The organism is Streptomyces sp. YPW6, assembly GCF_018866325.1.
Lineage (GTDB): Bacteria > Actinomycetota > Actinomycetes > Streptomycetales > Streptomycetaceae > Streptomyces.
The window spans coordinates 931,742-948,814 of the sequence record NZ_CP076457.1 but is presented as its reverse complement, the minus strand read 5'-3'; the positions used below and the strand labels follow the sequence as shown (position 1 = coordinate 948,814).

Sequence of the window (17,073 nt, the reverse complement as noted above, 5' to 3'; positions counted from 1 at the left end):
GGACGGCCGGTCAGCCCAGCCGGTCGAGCAGTTCGGCGGCCAGCGGGGCGGACGAGGCCGGGTTCTGACCGGTGATCAGGTTCCGGTCGGTGATCACGAACGGGGCCCAGGGCTCGCCCTCCTGGAAGTCCGCGCCCGCCGCCACCAGCCGGTCCTGGAGCAGCCACTTCGCCTGCTCTGCGAGGCCCGCCTGGGTCTCCTCGGCGTTGGTGAACCCGGTCAGCCGGTACCCGGCGAACGCGTTGGCGCCGTCGGGGCCGGTCGCCGCCAGCAGTGCCGCCGGACCGTGGCAGACCACTCCGAGCGGCTTGCCCGAGGCCAGGGCGGCGGTGAGCAGCCGGCCGGAGGCCTCGTTCACCGCGAGGTCCTCCATCGGGCCGTGGCCGCCGGGGTAGAACACCGCGTCGTACGCGTCCAGGTCCACGCCCTCCAGCGCGACGGGACGTCGCAGCTCCTCGAACGCGCCCAGCCCCGCCGTGACCCGGTCGGCGCCTTCCCGGCCGCCGTTGACCTCGGGCGCCAGGCTGCCGCGGTCCACGGTCGGGACGACGCCGCCCGGGGTGGCGACGACGACCTCGTGACCGGCGGCGGTGAGGGTCTCGTACGGGGTCACGGCCTCCTCGGCCCAGAAGCCCGTGGGGTGCTTCGTGCCGTCCGCCAGGGTCCAGTGGTCCGCGCCGGTCACCACGAAAAGAATCTTTGCCATGTCGTACGTCTCCGTAGATCGAGAGGTTTCTCGGGGGATCGGGATGTGCTGACCTGTGCGACGGTAGGCCGGATCGTCCATAGGTTTCCAATAGGCTGGCAGCTATGAGGAATAAGAATCCTGATGGGTTTGCGGAGCTGGGCCGTCCGGCGGACGCGCCAGCGGGGCCGGCCGATCTGAATCTGCTGCGGACCTTTCTCGCCGTGCACCGGTCGGGCTCCTTCACCGCCGCCGCCCGGCTGCTCGGCCTCTCCCAGCCGACGGTCACGGCCCAGATGCGCTCCCTGGAGCGGCAGGTCGGCCGGGAGCTGTTCGAGCGGCAGCCGCGCGGGGTGACCCCCTCGCCGTACGCGGACGAGCTGGCGGCCCGCGTCGTCGCCCCGCTGGACGCCCTCGCCGAGGTCACGGGTGACACGGTCGCGGCCGGTGACCGCCCGTGCGACCCCGTCCACCTGGCGGGCCCCGCCGAGCTGATGTGCCTGCGGGTGCTGCCGGCGCTGGCCCCGCTCGTCGCGGACGGGCTGCTGCTGCGCGCCGCGACCGGGCTCACCGATCCGCTCCTGGACGAGCTGCGGGCGGGCCGCCACGACCTGGTCATCGCGACGGCCCGCCCGCGCGGCCGGGCGCTGTCCGCGGTGCCGCTGATGGACGAGGAGTTCGTGCTGACGGCCGCCCCGCACTGGGCCGCCCGGACCGGGGGGCCGGAGAACGTCGAGGCCCGGGGGCCGGGTGCGCTGAACGGCCTGCCCCTGGTGACGTACGCCGAGGACCTGCCCATCGCCCGCCGCTACTGGCGTCACGTCTTCGGCCGCCGCCTGGACCGCCGGGCCGCCGTCACCGTGCCCGACCTGCGCGGGGTGCTCGCCGCCGTGGTGGCGGGGGCGGGCTTCTCGGTGCTGCCGCGCTATCTCTGCGCGGCCGAACTGGCCTCGGGCGCCCTCGTCGAGCTGTACGCCCCCGAGGACCCGCCGATCAACACCGCGTACCTCGTGCAGCGCCCCGGTTCGGCCGCCAACCCTCAGGTGGCGCGGGTGCGCGATCTGCTGACGGGGGTCGCCCGCGCGTGGTGAGCGGCCGCGGCTCCCACCCCCGATCCCGTCGGGGCCGACGCCCCGTCAGGACGGCTCCGACCTCGAAGGACCTGTTCGTCCTCGAACGCGGCGCAGCGCCCAGGACGCCGCGTTCCCGCCAGGGCCGCGCAGCCGGTGTCCGCCGGACTCGCTCAGCGGGCGTGGACCGAAGGCGCCGCGCGATGTCCCCGGCCGCGTTCTGTGTGCAGACTCGACCGTCGTACGCGCGCCGTCAGCGAATCGGGAGCCCGCATGTTCACCACCCGGCCCATCCTCCAGGGCGCCTTCGGCATGGTGGCCGCATCGAGGCCGCCCGCACGATCTGGCGCGAAGGGTTCGTCGCCGAAGCCCTCCTACGGCAGGCGGCGGTCCTCACCCTGGGCACCAGCGGCGAGCGGCACGCCTGCACGCTCACCGCCGCCGGCCTGGCCGGCTGGTCCGTGTCGTACGAAGCCCCCGTCACGTACGACTGGAACGGCTGGACGCTGGCCGAGGCGGGCGGCTGGAGCCAGGGTCCCGCGTTCCTCCAGCAGTTGGCGCTGCTCCCGGACGACCTGCCGGCGCACGGCTCCGCCGACTACGTCCACCTGCTCGTCGAGGGCTGCAAACTCGCCATGGCCGACCGTGAGGCCCGGTACGGGGACCCCGCCACCGGCATCCTGTCCGCCGCCGCCAACCCGCGCGGTATGCAGGGGTACGCCGTCGGCCGCTGAACCGCGCCGCACGCCCGGCGCTGTCGGCCCGTCTCGACCCATGGTGCCCAGCCCCGCCTTCCGCCCCTCGCTGACCAGCGCCTTCGGCCGCCCGGCGGCCGTCTCGCGGGGCGGCCGTGATTGGGTGGAGGCATGATCGATGACTTCCTGTACGGGACCGCCGGGGACACCGGGCCGCTCGCCGAGGTCGAGGCCGCGGTGCGCGCCGCCGCCGCTGCCGAGATCGTGCCCCGCCACCGGAAGCTCGCCGCCCACGAGATCATCGAGAAGAGCGGCCCGCACGACCTGGTCACCGCCGCCGACCGGCTGGCCGAGGAACACCTCACCGCCGCCCTCACCGAGCTGCTGCCCGGTTCGGTCGTCGTCGGCGAGGAGTCCGTCCACGCCGACCCGGCGGTCTACGACGCCCTCGGCGGTGACGCCCCCGTCTGGATCGTCGACCCGGTCGACGGCACCCGCCAGTTCGTCCGGGGCGAGGCCGGCTTCTGCACGCTGGTCGCCCTCGCCCAACACGGGGAGGTCCACGCCTCCTGGACGTACGCACCGGTCCTCGGCGAGATGGCCGTCGCCGTGCGCGGCCGGGGCGCCACGCTCAACGGCACCCCGATACGCTCCGGGACACCCGCCCCCGGCGCCGTGCTGAACGTGGCGATGTCGCACCCCGACTACACGACCGACGCCCAGAAGCGGGCCCTGCTCGGCCTGCGCACCGACGGCATCGCGGCCCGGCCCTGCGGCTCGGCGGGCCTGGAGTACCTGGCGGTGGCGCGCGGGGAGCTGGACGCCACCGCGTTCAACTGGGAGTACGCCTGGGACCACGCGGCCGGACTGCTCCTGGTCACCGAGGCGGGCGGCGCGCAGTCGACCCTGGCGGGCGTCCCGTTCCGGATCGCGGGCGGCAACGACCTGCCGTTCACGGCGGCCCGCGACCGGGCCACCGCCGACCGGATCCTGGCGGCGCTGCGGGCGGGCGGCTGACGCAGACCGGCGCCGGGGCCACGACGGCGCCGGGGCCACGACGGCTGCGCCGCCGACGGGACCCGGCCCGCCGCATGGGACCCAGGCCGCCGTTCGGGACCCGGGCCGCCGTACGGGCGCCGGGCCGCCGCACGGGCCCAGGCCCTCGCCGAGGACCCGGGCCCGTCGCCATCCGGGTCCGGGGGTCCGCCTCCGCGCTGTCGGTGGGTCCGCATACGCTGGGGGTCCGACTGCCGGCCGACGAAGGAGTCCCAAGGTGCCGTCGATGCTCGATGCGGTCGTGGTGGGCGCCGGGCCCAACGGCCTGACCGCCGCGGCCGAACTGGCCCGCCGGGGCTTCTCCGTGGAGGTCCACGAGGCGCACGACACCATCGGCGGAGGCGCGCGCACCGAGGAGCTGACCCTCCCCGGTTTCCGGCACGACCCGTGCTCCGCCGTGCACCCTCTGGGGATCGGCTCGCCCGCGTTCCGGGCGATGCCCCTGGAGCGGCACGGCCTGGAATGGCTGCACCCCGAGGTCGACCTCGCCCACCCCTTCCCCGACGGCACGGCCGCCGCCCTCACCCGTTCCGTCGGCGAAAGCGCCATGACGCTGGGGGCCGCCGACGCCGGTGCCTACCGCCGCCTCATGGCCCCCTTCCTCGGCCGCTGGGACACCCTGGCCGCCGACTTCCTGCGCACCCCCTGGGAGAGCCTGCCCCGCGACCCGTACCGGCTGGCCCGCTTCGGTCTGCTCGGCCTCCAGCCCGCCACCTGGGTCTCCCGCCGCTTCCAGGGCGAGAAGGCCCGTGGCCTGTTCGCCGGGCTCGCCGCCCATGCCATAGCTCCCACCAGCGGTTTCGCCACCTCGGGGATCGCCCTCGTCTTCGCGCTCGCCGCCCACGAGAACGGCTGGCCGGTGCCGCGCGGCGGCTCCCAGGCCATCTCCGACGCCCTCGCCTCCCTGCTCCGGGAGAACGGCGGCACGATCCGCACCGGCAGTGAGGTCAAGCGGCTGGACGAGCTGCCGCCCGCCCGCGCCTACATCTTCGACACCTCCCCCTCGGCGCTCGCCCGCATCGCCGGACTCGGCAGCGCCTACCACCGCTACCGCTACGGCGCCTCCGCCTTCAAGATCGACTACGCGCTGTCCGGCCCCGTGCCCTGGACCGCGCCCGAGGCCCGCCGCGCGGGCACCGTCCACATCGGCCCCACCGCCACCGCCATCGACGCGGCGCTGACGGCCGCCGTCGAAGGGCGCGACCCCAGCGCCCCCTTCCTCATCACCGCCCAGCCCACCCTGACCGACCCCTCCAGGGCTCCCGAAGGGCGCCACGTCTTCTGGGTGTACGGACACGTCCCGGCCGGCTGGGAGGGCGATGCCACCGACGTCATCGAACGCCAACTGGAGCGCTTCGCCCCCGGGTTCCGCGACCTCGTGCTCGCCCGCGCGGTCGCCGGACCCCCCGAACTGGCCGCCCGCAACGCCAACTACATCGGCGGCGACATCGCGTGCGGCGCCTTCGCCGGGCTCCAGACCCTGATCCGCCCCAAGCTCGCCCGCGTGCCGTACGCCACCGCGCACCCCGCGGTGTTCCTCTGCTCCTCGGCCACTCCGCCCGGACCGGGGGTGCACGGCATGTCCGGTCACCACGCCGCCAGGGCCGCGTGGCGGCGCCTGCGGGCGGCCTCCTGAAGCAGCCGCCCGCCCTCGGACCGGAGCGCACCGGGGCGCGCCCGGCGGGTCGCCCCGACCGGGCGGCACAGCGCCGCGGCGCGCGGCATGATGTCCGCATGAGCTCCTCCGTCTCTCCCGCCGTACGCCTGGTCTGCGGCGACATCACCGACCAGTCCGTCGACGTCATCGTCAACGCGGCCAACTCCTCGCTGCTCGGCGGCGGCGGAGTCGACGGCGCCATCCACCGGCGCGGCGGCCCCGACATCCTCGCCGCCTGCCGTGAACTGCGCGCCTCGCACTACGGAAAGGGGCTGCCCACCGGGCAGGCCGTCGCCACGACCGCCGGACGCCTCGACGCGCAGTGGATCGTGCACACGGTCGGCCCGGTCTTCTCCGGCGCCCAGGACCGCTCCGCCCTGCTCGCCTCCTGCTACCGCGAATCCCTCCGTCTGGCAGCCGAGTTGGGGGCCAAGTCGATCGCCTTCCCGGCGATCTCCACCGGGATCTACGGCTGGCCGATGGACGACGGTGCCCGGATCGCGGTGCGCACGGTCCTGGCGGAGACCGTGGAGCCGGTGGAGGAGGTGCGCTTCGTACTCTTCGACGCGCACGCGTACGTGGAGTTCGAGGAAGTCCTCGCGATGCGCGGCTGAGTCCGCACCCGCCGCGGAGGCGGTCCCGGCGGGCTCCGCGGCGGCAGGGCGGCCCGGCCGCCCACGACCGGGCGATCGGCGTGACCCTCCACCCCGAGGGCTCCCGCCTCACGGCGTCCTCGCGACGCGATCCCGCACCGCCGGTCCTGCCGCTGACCGGATCGGTCCGCTGCCGGACCCGATGCGGCCTGTCGCGCCCCGCCCGCGCGGCTCAGGCTTGGGGACATGAACCGAGCACTCGTCGTCATCGATGTCCAGGAGTCCTTCCGGGCCCGCCCGCTGTGGGAGACCACCTCCGACCTGAGGATCGCCGACCAGGTGAACCGACTGGTCCGGCTCTCCCGCCGGGCCGGGGACCTGGTGGTGTGGGTCCTGCACTCCGAGCCCGGCACCGGTGACGTCTTCGACCCGGCCCTCGGCCATGTCCGGCTGATGGAGGAACTGGAGCGGGCGGACGGGGAGCCGCTGATCCACAAGACGTCCCACAACGCGTTCACCACCACCAACCTGCAACAGCTCCTCACCGAGCGCGGCATCCGCGAACTCACCGTCTGCGGCATCCGCACCGAGCAGTGCGTGGAGACCACCACGCGCGTCGCGAGCGACCTCGGCTACCAGGTCACCTTCGTCGTCGACGCGACCGCGACCAACCCCATCCCGCACCGCGACGCCCCCGCCGGCCGGAGCGTCGCCGAACTGCTGGCCGACCCCCGCACGCTGCCCGCCGCAGAGGTCGTCCGACGCACCGAGTACGCCCTCGCCGGACGCTTCGCCACCATCGCGACGGTCGACCAGCTGGAGGCCGCGGCAGGTCTTCCGGCACAATGACCGAATCGTGAGCCGCATCGTCTTCTTCCTGGTGCCCGGAGTCCATCTGCTGGACCTGGCCGGACCCGCGCAGGTCTTCTCGACAGCCGCGGACTTCGGGCACCCCTACACGCTCGCCTACGTCGCCGAGCAGCCACAGGTCCTCACCGCCCAGGGGCTGCCGCTGGCGGCCGGGACCGACTGGCCCGACCTCGGGCCCGACGATCTGATCGTCGTGCCCGGCTGGCGCACCTCCACCCCGGCCGGCGCCCCTGCCATCGGCGACGCCTCCCTGCAGGTCCTCCGGGACCACCACGCCGGGGGCGGGACGGTGGCCAGCGTCTGCGCCGGAGCCGACGCGCTCGGCCGGGCCGGCCTGCTCGACGGCCGCCACTGCACCACCCACCACGACGTGCAGGACGAACTGGCCCGGCGCCACCCCCGGGCGGTGCTCGTCCGCGACGTCCTGTTCACCGCTGACGACCGGGTGGTCACCTCGGCCGGCATCGCCAGCGGCATCGATCTGGCGCTGCACCTGGTCGCGACCCGGCACGGCCCGGCCGCCGCCGCCAAGGTGGCCCGGGAGATGGTCGTCCACACCCGCCGCAACGGCCATGAACCCCAGTCCAGCGAGATGCTCCGGCACCGGTCCCACCTCGTCGACACCGTGCACCGCGCCCAGGACCTCATCGACGCCCGCTTCGACCAGCCGCTTCCGCTGCCCGCCCTGGCCTCGGCCGTCGGCGTGAGCGAACGTACCCTCACCCGCCTCTTCCGCCGCGCCACCGGGCTCACCCCCCTGCGCTACCAGCAGACCCTCCGCCTCGAACGCGCCGAACACCTCATCGGCCACGGCGCGACGATGGACGCCGCCGCCCGCTCGGTCGGTTTCGAGGACCCCCGCATGCTGCGCCGCCTCCGCGCCCGCGCGGCCTGACCGGACAGCGACACCCCGCCCCCGGCGCAGCCGTGGCCGCCCGAGCGCCCGCGCGGCCCGACCGCGGCAGGTGATCGGACGGCCCCGGACAGGCAGCCGGCTCCCGTACCGGCCCACGGGCGGCGGCCCCAGGACCTCCGTGTCGGATTTCCGCCAGTCAAGCCCCTGACCGGTGAACCATCCTGGAACCATGCACACCGACACCGAGCGCTGCGTGCGGGCCGTCCGGTCGAAGGACGCCCGCTTCGACGGCTGGTTCTTCACCGCGGTCCTCACCACCCGGATCTACTGCCGCCCCAGCTGCCCCGTCGTGCCGCCCAAGACCCGCAACATGACCTTCTACCCCAGCGCCGCCGCCTGCCAGCAGGCCGGATTCCGGGCCTGCAAGCGGTGCCGGCCCGACACCAGCCCCGGGTCCCCGGAATGGAACGCGCGCGCCGACACCGTCGCCCGCGCCATGCGCCTGATCCGGGACGGGGTCGTCGACCGCGAGGGCGTCCCCGGACTCGCAGCCCGGCTCGGCTACTCCGCCCGCCAGATCGAACGCCAGCTGCTGGCCGAGCTGGGCGCCGGACCGCTGGCCCTGGCCCGCGCCCAGCGGGCGCAGACCGCCCGTCTCCTCATCGAGACGACCGACCTGCCCATGGCCCAGGTGGCGTTCGCCGCCGGATTCGCCTCGATCCGCACCTTCAACGAGACGGTCCGCGAGGTCTTCGCCCTGGCCCCCGGCGACCTGCGCACCCGCGCCGCACGGGGTCCGCGCACCACCGCCGTACCCGGCGTCATCGCGCTGCGCCTGCCGTACCGCGCGCCGCTCAACCCCGGCAACCTCTTCGGCCACCTCGCCGCGACCGCGGTCCCCGGCGTCGAGGAGTGGCGCGACGGGGCGTACCGGCGCACGCTGACCCTCCCGTACGGTCAGGGCGTCGTCGCCCTGACCCCGAAGCCCGGCCACATCGCCTGCCGGTTGTCCCTCACCGACCCCCGCGACCTCACCCGGGCCATCAGCCGCTGCCGCTGGCTCCTCGACCTGGACGCGGACCCGGTCGCCGTCGACGCCCTGCTGCGCACCGACCCGCTGCTGGCCCCGCTGGTCGACGCGGGTCCCGGCCGCCGGGTGCCGCGTACCGTGGACGGCGCGGAGTTCGCCGTACGCGCGGTGCTCGGCCAGCAGGTCTCCACCGCCGCCGCCCGCACCCACGCGGCCCGGCTGGTCGCCGCGCACGGCGTTCCGGTCGACGACCCCGAGGGCGGGCTCACCCACCTCTTCCCTGCCCCGGCGGCGCTGGCGGACCTCGACCCGGAGACCCTCGCGCTGCCGCGGACCCGCCGCACCACCCTCACCACGCTCGTCGCCGCCCTCGCGGAGGACCGGCTGCGGCTCGACACCGACAGCGACTGGGAGCGGGCGCGCGCCGAACTGGCCGCGCTGCCCGGCTTCGGCCCCTGGACCGTCGAATCTATCGCCATGCGGTCCCTGGGCGACCCCGACGCCTTCCTCCCCACGGACCTCGGCATCCGCCGCGCGGCCGGCCGGCTCGGCCTGCCCGCCACCCCCGCCGCCCTCACCGCGCGGGCCGCCGACTGGCGCCCCTGGCGGGCGTACGCCGTGCAGTACCTCTGGACGGTGGACGACCACCCCATCAACCACCTGCCCGCCTGAAGGAGTTGCTCCGTGACCCCCATGACGTCCACGGCCCCGGCCCAGCGGCACACCGTCGTCGACAGCCCCTACGGCCCCCTGACGCTCGTCGCCACCGACGGCGTCCTGTCGGCCCTCTACATGACCGGACAGCGTCACCGCCCGCCCGAGGAATCCTTCGGCGCACCCGACCCGGAGCCCTTCGGCGAAGCGGTCCGGCAGCTCGGCGAGTACTTCGCGGGAGAGCGCACCGCCTTCGACCTCCCGCTGGCCCTCGCGGGCACCCCGTTCCAGCGGAGTGTCTGGGCGGCGCTGCTGAGGATCCCGTACGGCGAGACCCGGACGTACGGCGAACTGGCCGCGGAACTCGGCAAGCCGGGCGCCTCGCGGGCCGTCGGCCTGGCCAACGGAAAGAACCCGGTCGGGATCATCGTCCCGTGCCACCGTGTGATCGGCGCCTCCGGGAGCCTCACCGGATACGGCGGGGGCCTCGACCGCAAGCAGCGGCTGCTCGCCTTCGAGAGCGGCGGCACACGTCAGGAGGCGGCGGCCCTCTTCTGAGCGCGGGCGGGGGCGCACCGGAACCGGCACGCCCCCGCCCCGCCGGGCGCCGCTCAGCCGGTGAAGATCTCCACGGCCGTCCAGACGGCGAGACCCAGCATGCAGAGGCCGCCGATGCGCTGGACGGTCTTCAGCGGTACGCGCTTCGCGATGAACTTCCCCGCCAACAGCGCCAGGGCCGACACCGACATCAGCGCGGCAGCCGAACCGATGGCCGTGGACCAGGTGCCGTTGCTCGCCGCGAGGTTGGCGGTGGTGATCTGCGTCAGGTCGCCCCACTCGCTGATGAAGACCGCCATGAAGGCGGTCGAGTAGACCGGCCAGAAGCCGGTGACCGTCTTGACCTCGGCCTCGTCATCGTCGTCCCCGCCGCTGCCGCGCAGCAGGAGGAACGCGCCCAGAGCGAAGAGCGAGGCCGAGACGAGCTTGACGGTCCAGTCGGGCAGCAGCCCGATGAGGCTGCCCGCACCGACGGCGATGGCGACGTGCACGACGAAGGCGGACGACGTGCCGAACCACACGTAGAGCGGCCGCATCCGCGTTCCCATGGCCAGCGAGGCGAACATCGTCTTGTCGGGGAGTTCCGCGAGGAAGATCAGCCCGAAGGCCGTGATGACCGCCAGAAGGTCGAGATGCATTCCGGGTGGCTTTCTGTGCGAGCCGGGCCCCGGATCTTCGCGAAGCGCCGTACGGGCTTTTCGGAGGACCACTCGGCCCGGCATGACGGCAGCGCCCACAGGGCGTGGGCGTGTCATACAGGACCGAAGGTCTCGCCCGCCCGGGATCCCTCTCAGGATCCACAGGCCCGGCCACCGGGAACCCGAGGGCTCCAGTGTGTCGACGACCGGTTTGCGGGGCTACTCCCCTTCGCAGCCGTCAACGATACCCCACCCGACCTGGCGAGGGTGCTGGTGTTCGAACGGCGGACGCCTCGGTAGAGTCGGGGTGATCACCCGGACCGGCGGTGGTCCTCACTCCACCTCACCCTCTCTCGTCGACGGGAAGTGCCCTGATGAGCCGCCGCCCCCGCAAGGACGTGCCCGCCCAGGGCGCCGGCCGCCCCACCGTCAGCGTCTGCCGGGGCTGCTGCTGCGGCACCGAGAAGATCCCGGGCGTCGACCACGCGGCCCAGCTGTCCCGGCTGCGCTCCGGGCTCCGGGGCGCCGCCACCGTACGGGCGGTCGAGTGCCTCGACGCCTGCGAGCAGGGCAACGTGATCGTCGTGCAGCCCTCCGCCGAGGGGCGCCGGGCCGGAGGCAGGCCGGTGTGGCTGGGGCTGGTCAACGACGAACACGCCGAGCAGGACATCGTGACCTGGGCGGCGGCCGGCGGCCCGGGGCTCGCGGACGCGCCGGACATCCTCGACCTGTACGTCTTCAAGCCCTCCCGCCGGGTCTCGGCGGGCCTGGACGGCTGAGCGCCCCGCCCGCCCGGGTCTCGGTGGCCTGGACGGCTGAGGGTCCCGCCCGCCGGAGGGACGCGGCCCCTCACGGGCCCTGCGTCAGCCGGTGGAGCCGCAGAGCCAGCTGGATCTCCAGTGTGCGGGCGGGCGTGTTCCAGTCCGCTCCGAGGAGCCGGCCGATGCGCTCCAGCCGCTGCACCACCGTGTTCACGTGCACATGGAGCAGGGACTTGGTCCGGGTCAGGCTCGCGCCCTCGGCGAAATAGGCGTCCAGCGTCGTGACGAGATCGGTCCCCCGCCTGCTGTCGTAGTCGAGCACGGGCCCCAGCATCCGCCGGACATAGCCTCCCAGGTCCGCCTGGTCGCCCAGCAGCACGCCGATGAACCCCAGGTCGTCGACGGCCCCGCCGTTCCCGGTGCGGCCCAGCGCACGCAGTGCGGAGAGGCAGCGGCCGGCCTCGCGGTGCGCGTCGGAGAGCTCGGCCGGACCCGTGGCCGGGCCCGCCGCGCCCACCGTGACGGGGAAGCCGACCGCCTGGCCCAGCTCGGCGGCGAGCGCCTGGGCAGCCGGCCCCGGTGTGCCGGACGGCGCGACCAGCACCACCTGGTCGTGGTGGAGCCCGGCCAGCCCGTCGAGGGCCTGTGCGCTGCGGGCGGACGCCGCCAGCAGCCGGTGGCGGGGGGCCACCTCGCTGTGGGCGACGAACACGCTGTGGCGGCGGTTCAGATCGACGCCGAGCCGGCGGGCGCGCGCGGCCAGGGTCCCCGGGTCACCGGTGCGCGCGAGCAGCTCGCCCCGGACCCGGTCCTCCGTCTCGGCCACCGAGCGGCGCAGCAGCATGAGCAGCGCGGTGACGACACCGGCCCGCTCGAACAGCAGCCGGTCGGCGTCCGCGAGCCCGGCCCGGCCGGTCAGGGCGATGGAGCCGAGGAGTTCGGGCCCGGCGAGGACGGCACAGACCCACGTGCCGTCCACCGGAACCGCCCGCCCCCGCGCCCGGGAGGCCGACACCGCCCAGATCGGCTGCGGCAGCGGCTCGGCGCGGGCCCGGGCCAGCTCGGCGCCGTCCGCGTCATGGATGAGGATCCCGCCGTCCAGGATGTCGGCGAGCGCCGCCGCCACGTCGTCGGCGCCGCCGCCCCGGAGCACGAGATCGGTGAGCTGGTCGTGGGCCTCCTCGGCGCGGCGCATCGCCTCGCTGTGCGTCCGGATGGTCTCCGACGCGGCGTTCAGGTCGACCAGCGCGGCCCGGGTCTCCTCCAGCAGCCGGGCCCCGTCGATGGCGATCGCGGCGTGGTCGGCCAGGGAGGACAGCAGCGCCACCTCGGTCGCGGTGAACTCACGGGGCGACCGGTCGGCCGCGTACAGCACACCGATGACGCGGGCGCCCAGGCGCAGCGGTACGCCGAGGATCGCCCGCAGTCCCTCGTCCAGGACCGCGCTGTCGATGGTGGTCGTGTGGTGGAACCGGGTGTCGGCCTGGTAGTCCCCGGTCGCGTACGGGCGGGCGGTCTGCGCCACCAGCCCGCCCAGCCCCTCGCCCATCCCGAGCCGCACCCTCTGGAACGCCTCGGCCACCGAACCGTCGGTGACCCGCATGTAGGTGTCGCCCGCGGCGTCGTCGTTGAGCGAGAGGTAGGTGACGTCCGTGCCGAGCAGCAGCTTCGCCCGGTGGACGATGGCCCGCAGCACGGCGTCCAGGTCCCGCAGGGCCGCCAGGTCGCTGGCCGTGTCGAACAGGGCGGTGAGCTGTGCCTCCCGCACCCGGTGCTGGCCGAGCGTGCGCCGGATGCGCAGCGCCACGGCGGCGGCCTCGGCGATCTCCGCCAGCTCGGCGGAGGAGGCCCCGGCCCGCCGGGCGTCGGCGGCCGGCCGGTCGAACTCCTCGGCCGCCGCACCCTGCGCCAGCAGGTCGAGGAGCCTGCGCAGGGCGGGCGCGGAGTGCTGGGCGGGGCGTGTCACGCCGGTGAGCATACGGTGATCGCCTCCCGGGAGGGGCCGAGCGGGCAACGGGGACAGCCCTCCCGCGCACCGTACGCAGCGGTGCGCGGGAGGGCGGGGATCAGCGGCCGAGAGGGACCGAGTCCTGGACGGCCGCGGCCGGCGCGGCCGGGACGGAACGGTCCACGCCGTCCTTCGTCAGGTCGCGGCCGCGGGTCTCCCTGGCCACCCAGACCGTCACCGCGGTGACCAGGGAGGCGAAGCAGAGGTAGAGGGAGATCGGGACGGACGACTCGTAGTCCTTGAGCAGTTCGACCGCGATCAGCGGGGCGAGGGCGCCACCGATGATCGAGGCGAGCTGAGAGCCCATCGAGGCGCCCGAGTAGCGGACCTTCGTGTCGAACATCTCCGAGATGAACGCCGCCTGAGGACCGTACATCGCGCCGTGCAGCAGCAGCCCGAGGGTGACCGCGAGGACGATGACGGGGAACGACTTCGTGTCCAGGAGGGCGAAGAACGCGAACGCCCACACCGCCATGCCGACCGCGCCGATCAGGGTCACCGGGCGGCGGCCCAGCCGGTCCGAGAGCGCGCCCCACAGCGGGATGGCCACGAAGTGCACCGCGGAGCCGATCAGGACGGCGTTGAGCGCGTCGCTCCGGGACATCTCCAGATGCGCGGTGACGTAGACCAGCAGGAAGGCGGTGAGGATGTAGTACGAGATGTTCTCGCCGAAGCGCGTGCCGATCGCGAGCAGCACCTCGCGCCAGCTCTTGCGGAACACCTCGACGACCGGAGGCTGTTCCTTCTCGCCCTGCGCGGCCGCCTCGGCCGACCTGCGCTGTGCCTCCAGGAAGACCGGGGACTCCTCCACCGAGATCCGGATCCACAGGCCGATCATGACGAGGACGCCGGACAGCAGGAACGGGATGCGCCAGCCCCAGGCGAGGAACGCCGCGTCGGACTGGACGGCCGCGAGCAGCGCCAGGACACCGGTCGCCAGCAGATTGCCGCCGGGCGCACCGGACTGCGGCCAGGAGGCCCAGAAGCCGCGCCGCTCGTCGCCGCCGTGCTCGGAGACGAGCAGCACCGCGCCGCCCCACTCGCCGCCCAGCGCGAATCCCTGCACCAGGCGCAGCACGGTCAGCAGGATCGGCGCCCACACCCCGATGCTCGCGTGGGTGGGCAGCAGGCCCATCGCGAAGGTGGCGCCGCCCATCATGAGCAGGCTGAGCACGAGCAGCTTCTTGCGGCCGATCTTGTCGCCGTAGTGGCCGAAGACGATCCCGCCGAGCGGACGGGCGGCGAAGCCGACCGCGTACGTCAGGAATGCCAGCAGGGTGCCGACCAGCGGATCGCTGCTGGGGAAGAAGAGCGAGTTGAACACGAGCGCGGCGGCCGAGCCGTAGAGGAAGAAGTCGTACCACTCGATGGTGGTGCCGACGAGGCTGGCCGCGACGATGCGGCCGATGCGGCTGGTGCCGGGCGGAGCGGAACGGGGGGAACCCATGGTGAGTCACCGCGATTCGTTGGCGGACGGTCAGGGACGGGGGTGCGGGTGATGCGGGTGGTGCGCCCGGCTGCGGTGGGGGCCGGAGCCGGGGTGGGGGTTCAGTGGGCGCCCCAGCCCCCGTCCACGGGGAGGGAGGCGCCGGTGATGTATCCGGTACGGGGGCCGCAGAGCCAGAGGCAGACCGCGGCGACCTCGTCGGGCTCGATCAGCCGCTTGATCGCGGAGCGCTCCAGGAGGACGTCGGTGACGACCTCCTCCGGCGGGATCCCGTGCGCGGCGGCCTGATCCGCGATCTGTCCCTCCACCAGAGGCGTGCGGACGTAGCCGGGGTTGACGCAGTTGCTCGTCACCCCGTGCGGGGCGCCCTCCAGCGCGGCCACCTTGCTCAGCCCCTCCAGGCCGTGCTTGGCGGCGACGTAGGCGGACTTGAAGGCGCTGGCCCGCAGGCCGTGCATGCTGGAGACGTTGACGATCCGGCCCCAGCCGCGGGCGTACATGTGCGGAAGGCACTGCCGCATCAGCAGGAACGGCGCGGTCACCATCACCTGCTGGATCAGCGCGAAGCGGGCCGGCGGGAACTCCTCGATGGGGGACACGTGCTGGAGCCCGGCGTTGTTGACCAGGACGTCCACCCCGGTGGGGAGCGTCCCGACCGCCTCCGCGTCGGCCAGGTCCACGACGTGGGCCACCCCGCCGATCGCGGCGGCGACCGATGCGGCGCTCCGGGCCTCCCGGTCGACCACGTGCACCAGGGCCCCGGCGGCTGCGAGCGCCTCGGCGGTGGCCCGCCCGATGCCGCTGCCGCCGCCGGTGACGAGGGCGGTACGCCCCCGGAGGTCCGCTTCCCCGGCACCGGGCGCCGGAGAAGCGGAGGCTGCGTGAAATTGGCTCGTCATGGCCGGAAACGCTAGAGACACCCGGCCGGACATCCCATGGCGTGCGTCTCCACAGTGAGCCGGGGCGAAGTGGCGGTCTCCGCTACCCCTTCGGCCTGCCGGGCCCGCCGTCCGGCTTTCCGGACAGCGGGCAGCGGGTGAGCCGCTCGGCGGGGGTGGCGTCCGCGGGCAGCTTCAGGGTGCGGCTCGACGGGGGACGCCGGCCGTCGTCCAGCCAGCGTTCCAGCGCCGCGGCGGCCGAACGGTGGCACGGTACGAGCGGCCGCAGCCGGCCGGGGAAGGCGTCGGCGAGCGAGTCCACATGCGTGCCGCCCTCGACCCGGTAGTAGCGGTGCAGCGCGCCGCGTCCCTCCCGCCGCACCATCCGCGCGTACGCGTCCGAGCTCCGGGAGATCGGGAGCAGCACGTCCAGGGTGCCGTGGAAGCTGATCAGCGGTTTCCCGATTCGGCCGGTCAGAGCGATCTTCGCGACCGCGTCGCGCACCTCGTCGGGCCGTTGGGCGTACGCGTAGTCGGCGTCGCAGGCGGGGGTCCCGGGGGAGCAGAAGGGCGTGCCGGCCTCGGTCGCGCCGTCGAAGCCGGGGTCGAACTCCTCCCGGTAGATCCGCTGGGTCAGGTCCCAGTAGTACTGGTGGTGGTAGGGCCACAGGAACTCCGATCCGGCCGGGTATCCGGCGGCCGTCATGGTCCGGTGGGCTTCCTCGGCGTCGGCGCCCCCGGCCGCGTAGCGCGGGAAGGCGCGCAGGGCGGGCGGCAGGAAGGTGAGCAGGTTCGGTCCCTCCGCGCGCCAGAGCGTGCCCTCCCAGTCCACCCCGCCGTCGTACAGCCCCGGATGGTTCTCCAGCTGCCAGCGCACCAGATAGCCCCCGTTGGACAGGCCCATCGCCAAGGTGCGCGAAGGGAGACGCAGATAGCGCTGGGCGACCACCGCCCGGGCCGCGCGGGTGAGCTGGGTGAACCGGGTGTTCCACTCGGCGACGGCGTCTCCGGGCGCTCGGCCGTCCCGGTGGAACGCGGTCGAGGTGTTGCCCTTGTCGGTCGCGGCGAACGCGTAGCCCCGGTCGACCGCCCAGTCCCCGAAGGCCCGGTCGTTGGCGTACTGCTCACGCACGCCCGGCGACCCGGCCACCACGAGGCCGCCGTTCCAGTCGTCGGGGAGCCGGATGACGAACTGGGAGTCGTGGTTCCAGCCGTGGTTGGTGTTGCCGCTCGACGTGTCGGGGAAGTACCCGTCGATCTGGATGCCCGGTACGCCCCTGGGGGTGGCCAGACCCTCCGGGGTGAGCCCCGCCCAGTCCGCGGGGTCGGTGTGCCCGGAGGCCACCGTCCCCGCCGTCGTCAACTCCGTCAGGCAGTCCGCCTGTTGGCGGGCGGCTCCGGGCACGTGCAGGACGCCCTGCCGGGCGCAGTGCCCGTGCCCGGAGCCCCGGTCCGGCGGGGCCGCGGCGGACGGGGCCGCTGTCCAGACGGTCAGGACGGCCGCCGCGACGGCCGCTCGGCGCAGCCATCGGCCCCGGGGCGGGCGGCGGGCGGAGTCGTGTCGTGGTCCGGCGCGCCGCAACGCCGGTGGTGCCGGGGGTGGGGTCAGCATGAGAG

General features: G+C 74.4%; 15 protein-coding genes and 1 pseudogene. 10 read left to right on the top strand and 6 right to left on the bottom strand.

The annotated features are described in order from the left end of the window. Positions 1–10 precede the first annotated feature (10 nt). Positions 11–706 (bottom strand): type 1 glutamine amidotransferase domain-containing protein, encoded by a 696-nt coding sequence (locus KME66_RS04185; RefSeq protein WP_216319043.1) that lies wholly within the window; start codon positions 704–706, stop codon positions 11–13. Between the two features lie 104 nt (positions 707–810). Here KME66_RS04185 and KME66_RS04180 point away from each other — a divergent pair, with 104 nt between their 5' ends. The 9 genes and pseudogenes from KME66_RS04180 (at position 811) to KME66_RS04140 (ending at position 9,724) form a co-directional block, all read left to right on the top strand. Beyond that, a complete protein-coding gene (locus KME66_RS04180) occupies positions 811–1,776 on the top strand; it encodes a LysR family transcriptional regulator (protein WP_216319041.1) in 966 nt (321 codons plus the stop codon). Positions 1,777–2,075: 299 nt separating this feature from the next. Next, positions 2,076–2,420: pseudogene (locus KME66_RS04175) on the top strand (gamma-glutamyltransferase); the annotation flags it as partial. A 201-nt stretch (positions 2,421–2,621) separates the two neighbouring features. Continuing rightward, on the top strand, positions 2,622–3,467 hold the full coding sequence (locus tag KME66_RS04170) for an inositol monophosphatase family protein (protein ID WP_073229112.1): 846 nt from the start codon (positions 2,622–2,624) through the stop codon (positions 3,465–3,467). A 256-nt stretch (positions 3,468–3,723) separates the two neighbouring features. Further along, positions 3,724–5,142 carry an NAD(P)/FAD-dependent oxidoreductase gene (locus tag KME66_RS04165; RefSeq protein ID WP_216319038.1) on the top strand — a complete coding sequence of 473 codons (1,419 nt, stop codon included), beginning with the start codon at positions 3,724–3,726 and terminating at the stop codon, positions 5,140–5,142. A gap of 98 nt (positions 5,143–5,240) precedes the next feature. After that, a complete protein-coding gene (locus KME66_RS04160) occupies positions 5,241–5,777 on the top strand; it encodes an O-acetyl-ADP-ribose deacetylase (RefSeq protein ID WP_216319035.1) in 537 nt (178 codons plus the stop codon). Positions 5,778–6,002: 225 nt separating this feature from the next. Beyond that, positions 6,003–6,605, top strand: coding sequence for an isochorismatase family protein (locus tag KME66_RS04155; RefSeq protein WP_073229102.1), 603 nt, complete (start codon positions 6,003–6,005; stop codon positions 6,603–6,605). 7 nt (positions 6,606–6,612) lie between these two features. After that, complete coding sequence (locus KME66_RS04150) at positions 6,613–7,521, top strand: DJ-1/PfpI family protein (protein WP_216319032.1); 909 nt, start codon at positions 6,613–6,615, stop codon at positions 7,519–7,521. 190 nt (positions 7,522–7,711) lie between these two features. Further along, complete coding sequence (locus KME66_RS04145; RefSeq protein WP_216319029.1) at positions 7,712–9,184, top strand: AlkA N-terminal domain-containing protein; 1,473 nt, start codon at positions 7,712–7,714, stop codon at positions 9,182–9,184. Positions 9,185–9,205: 21 nt separating this feature from the next. After that, positions 9,206–9,724: a methylated-DNA--[protein]-cysteine S-methyltransferase gene (locus KME66_RS04140; protein WP_216329080.1), complete on the top strand. Its 519-nt coding sequence runs from the start codon at positions 9,206–9,208 to the stop codon at positions 9,722–9,724. Positions 9,725–9,777: 53 nt separating this feature from the next. On the opposite strand, the gene KME66_RS04135 is transcribed toward KME66_RS04140, so the two are convergent. Next, positions 9,778–10,362, bottom strand: a complete 585-nt coding sequence (locus tag KME66_RS04135) for a TMEM165/GDT1 family protein (RefSeq protein WP_073229087.1) — start codon at positions 10,360–10,362, stop codon at positions 9,778–9,780. 374 nt (positions 10,363–10,736) lie between these two features. Between KME66_RS04135 and KME66_RS04130 the strand changes: the two genes are divergently transcribed. Beyond that, positions 10,737–11,141: a (2Fe-2S) ferredoxin domain-containing protein gene (locus tag KME66_RS04130; RefSeq protein ID WP_073229083.1), complete on the top strand. Its 405-nt coding sequence runs from the start codon at positions 10,737–10,739 to the stop codon at positions 11,139–11,141. 70 nt (positions 11,142–11,211) lie between these two features. On the opposite strand, the gene KME66_RS04125 is transcribed toward KME66_RS04130, so the two are convergent. The 4 genes from KME66_RS04125 to KME66_RS04110 form a co-directional block, all read right to left on the bottom strand. After that, positions 11,212–13,101 carry a GAF domain-containing protein gene (locus tag KME66_RS04125; RefSeq protein WP_216319026.1) on the bottom strand — a complete coding sequence of 630 codons (1,890 nt, stop codon included), beginning with the start codon at positions 13,099–13,101 and terminating at the stop codon, positions 11,212–11,214. A gap of 88 nt (positions 13,102–13,189) precedes the next feature. Continuing rightward, positions 13,190–14,578, bottom strand: a complete 1,389-nt coding sequence (locus KME66_RS04120; protein ID WP_216319023.1) for an MFS transporter — start codon at positions 14,576–14,578, stop codon at positions 13,190–13,192. A gap of 101 nt (positions 14,579–14,679) precedes the next feature. Further along, positions 14,680–15,477, bottom strand: a complete 798-nt coding sequence (locus KME66_RS04115; protein ID WP_216319020.1) for a 3-hydroxybutyrate dehydrogenase — start codon at positions 15,475–15,477, stop codon at positions 14,680–14,682. Positions 15,478–15,559: 82 nt separating this feature from the next. Then, on the bottom strand, positions 15,560–17,068 hold the full coding sequence (locus KME66_RS04110) for a 3-hydroxybutyrate oligomer hydrolase family protein (protein ID WP_253208228.1): 1,509 nt from the start codon (positions 17,066–17,068) through the stop codon (positions 15,560–15,562). Positions 17,069–17,073: the final 5 nt, after the last annotated feature.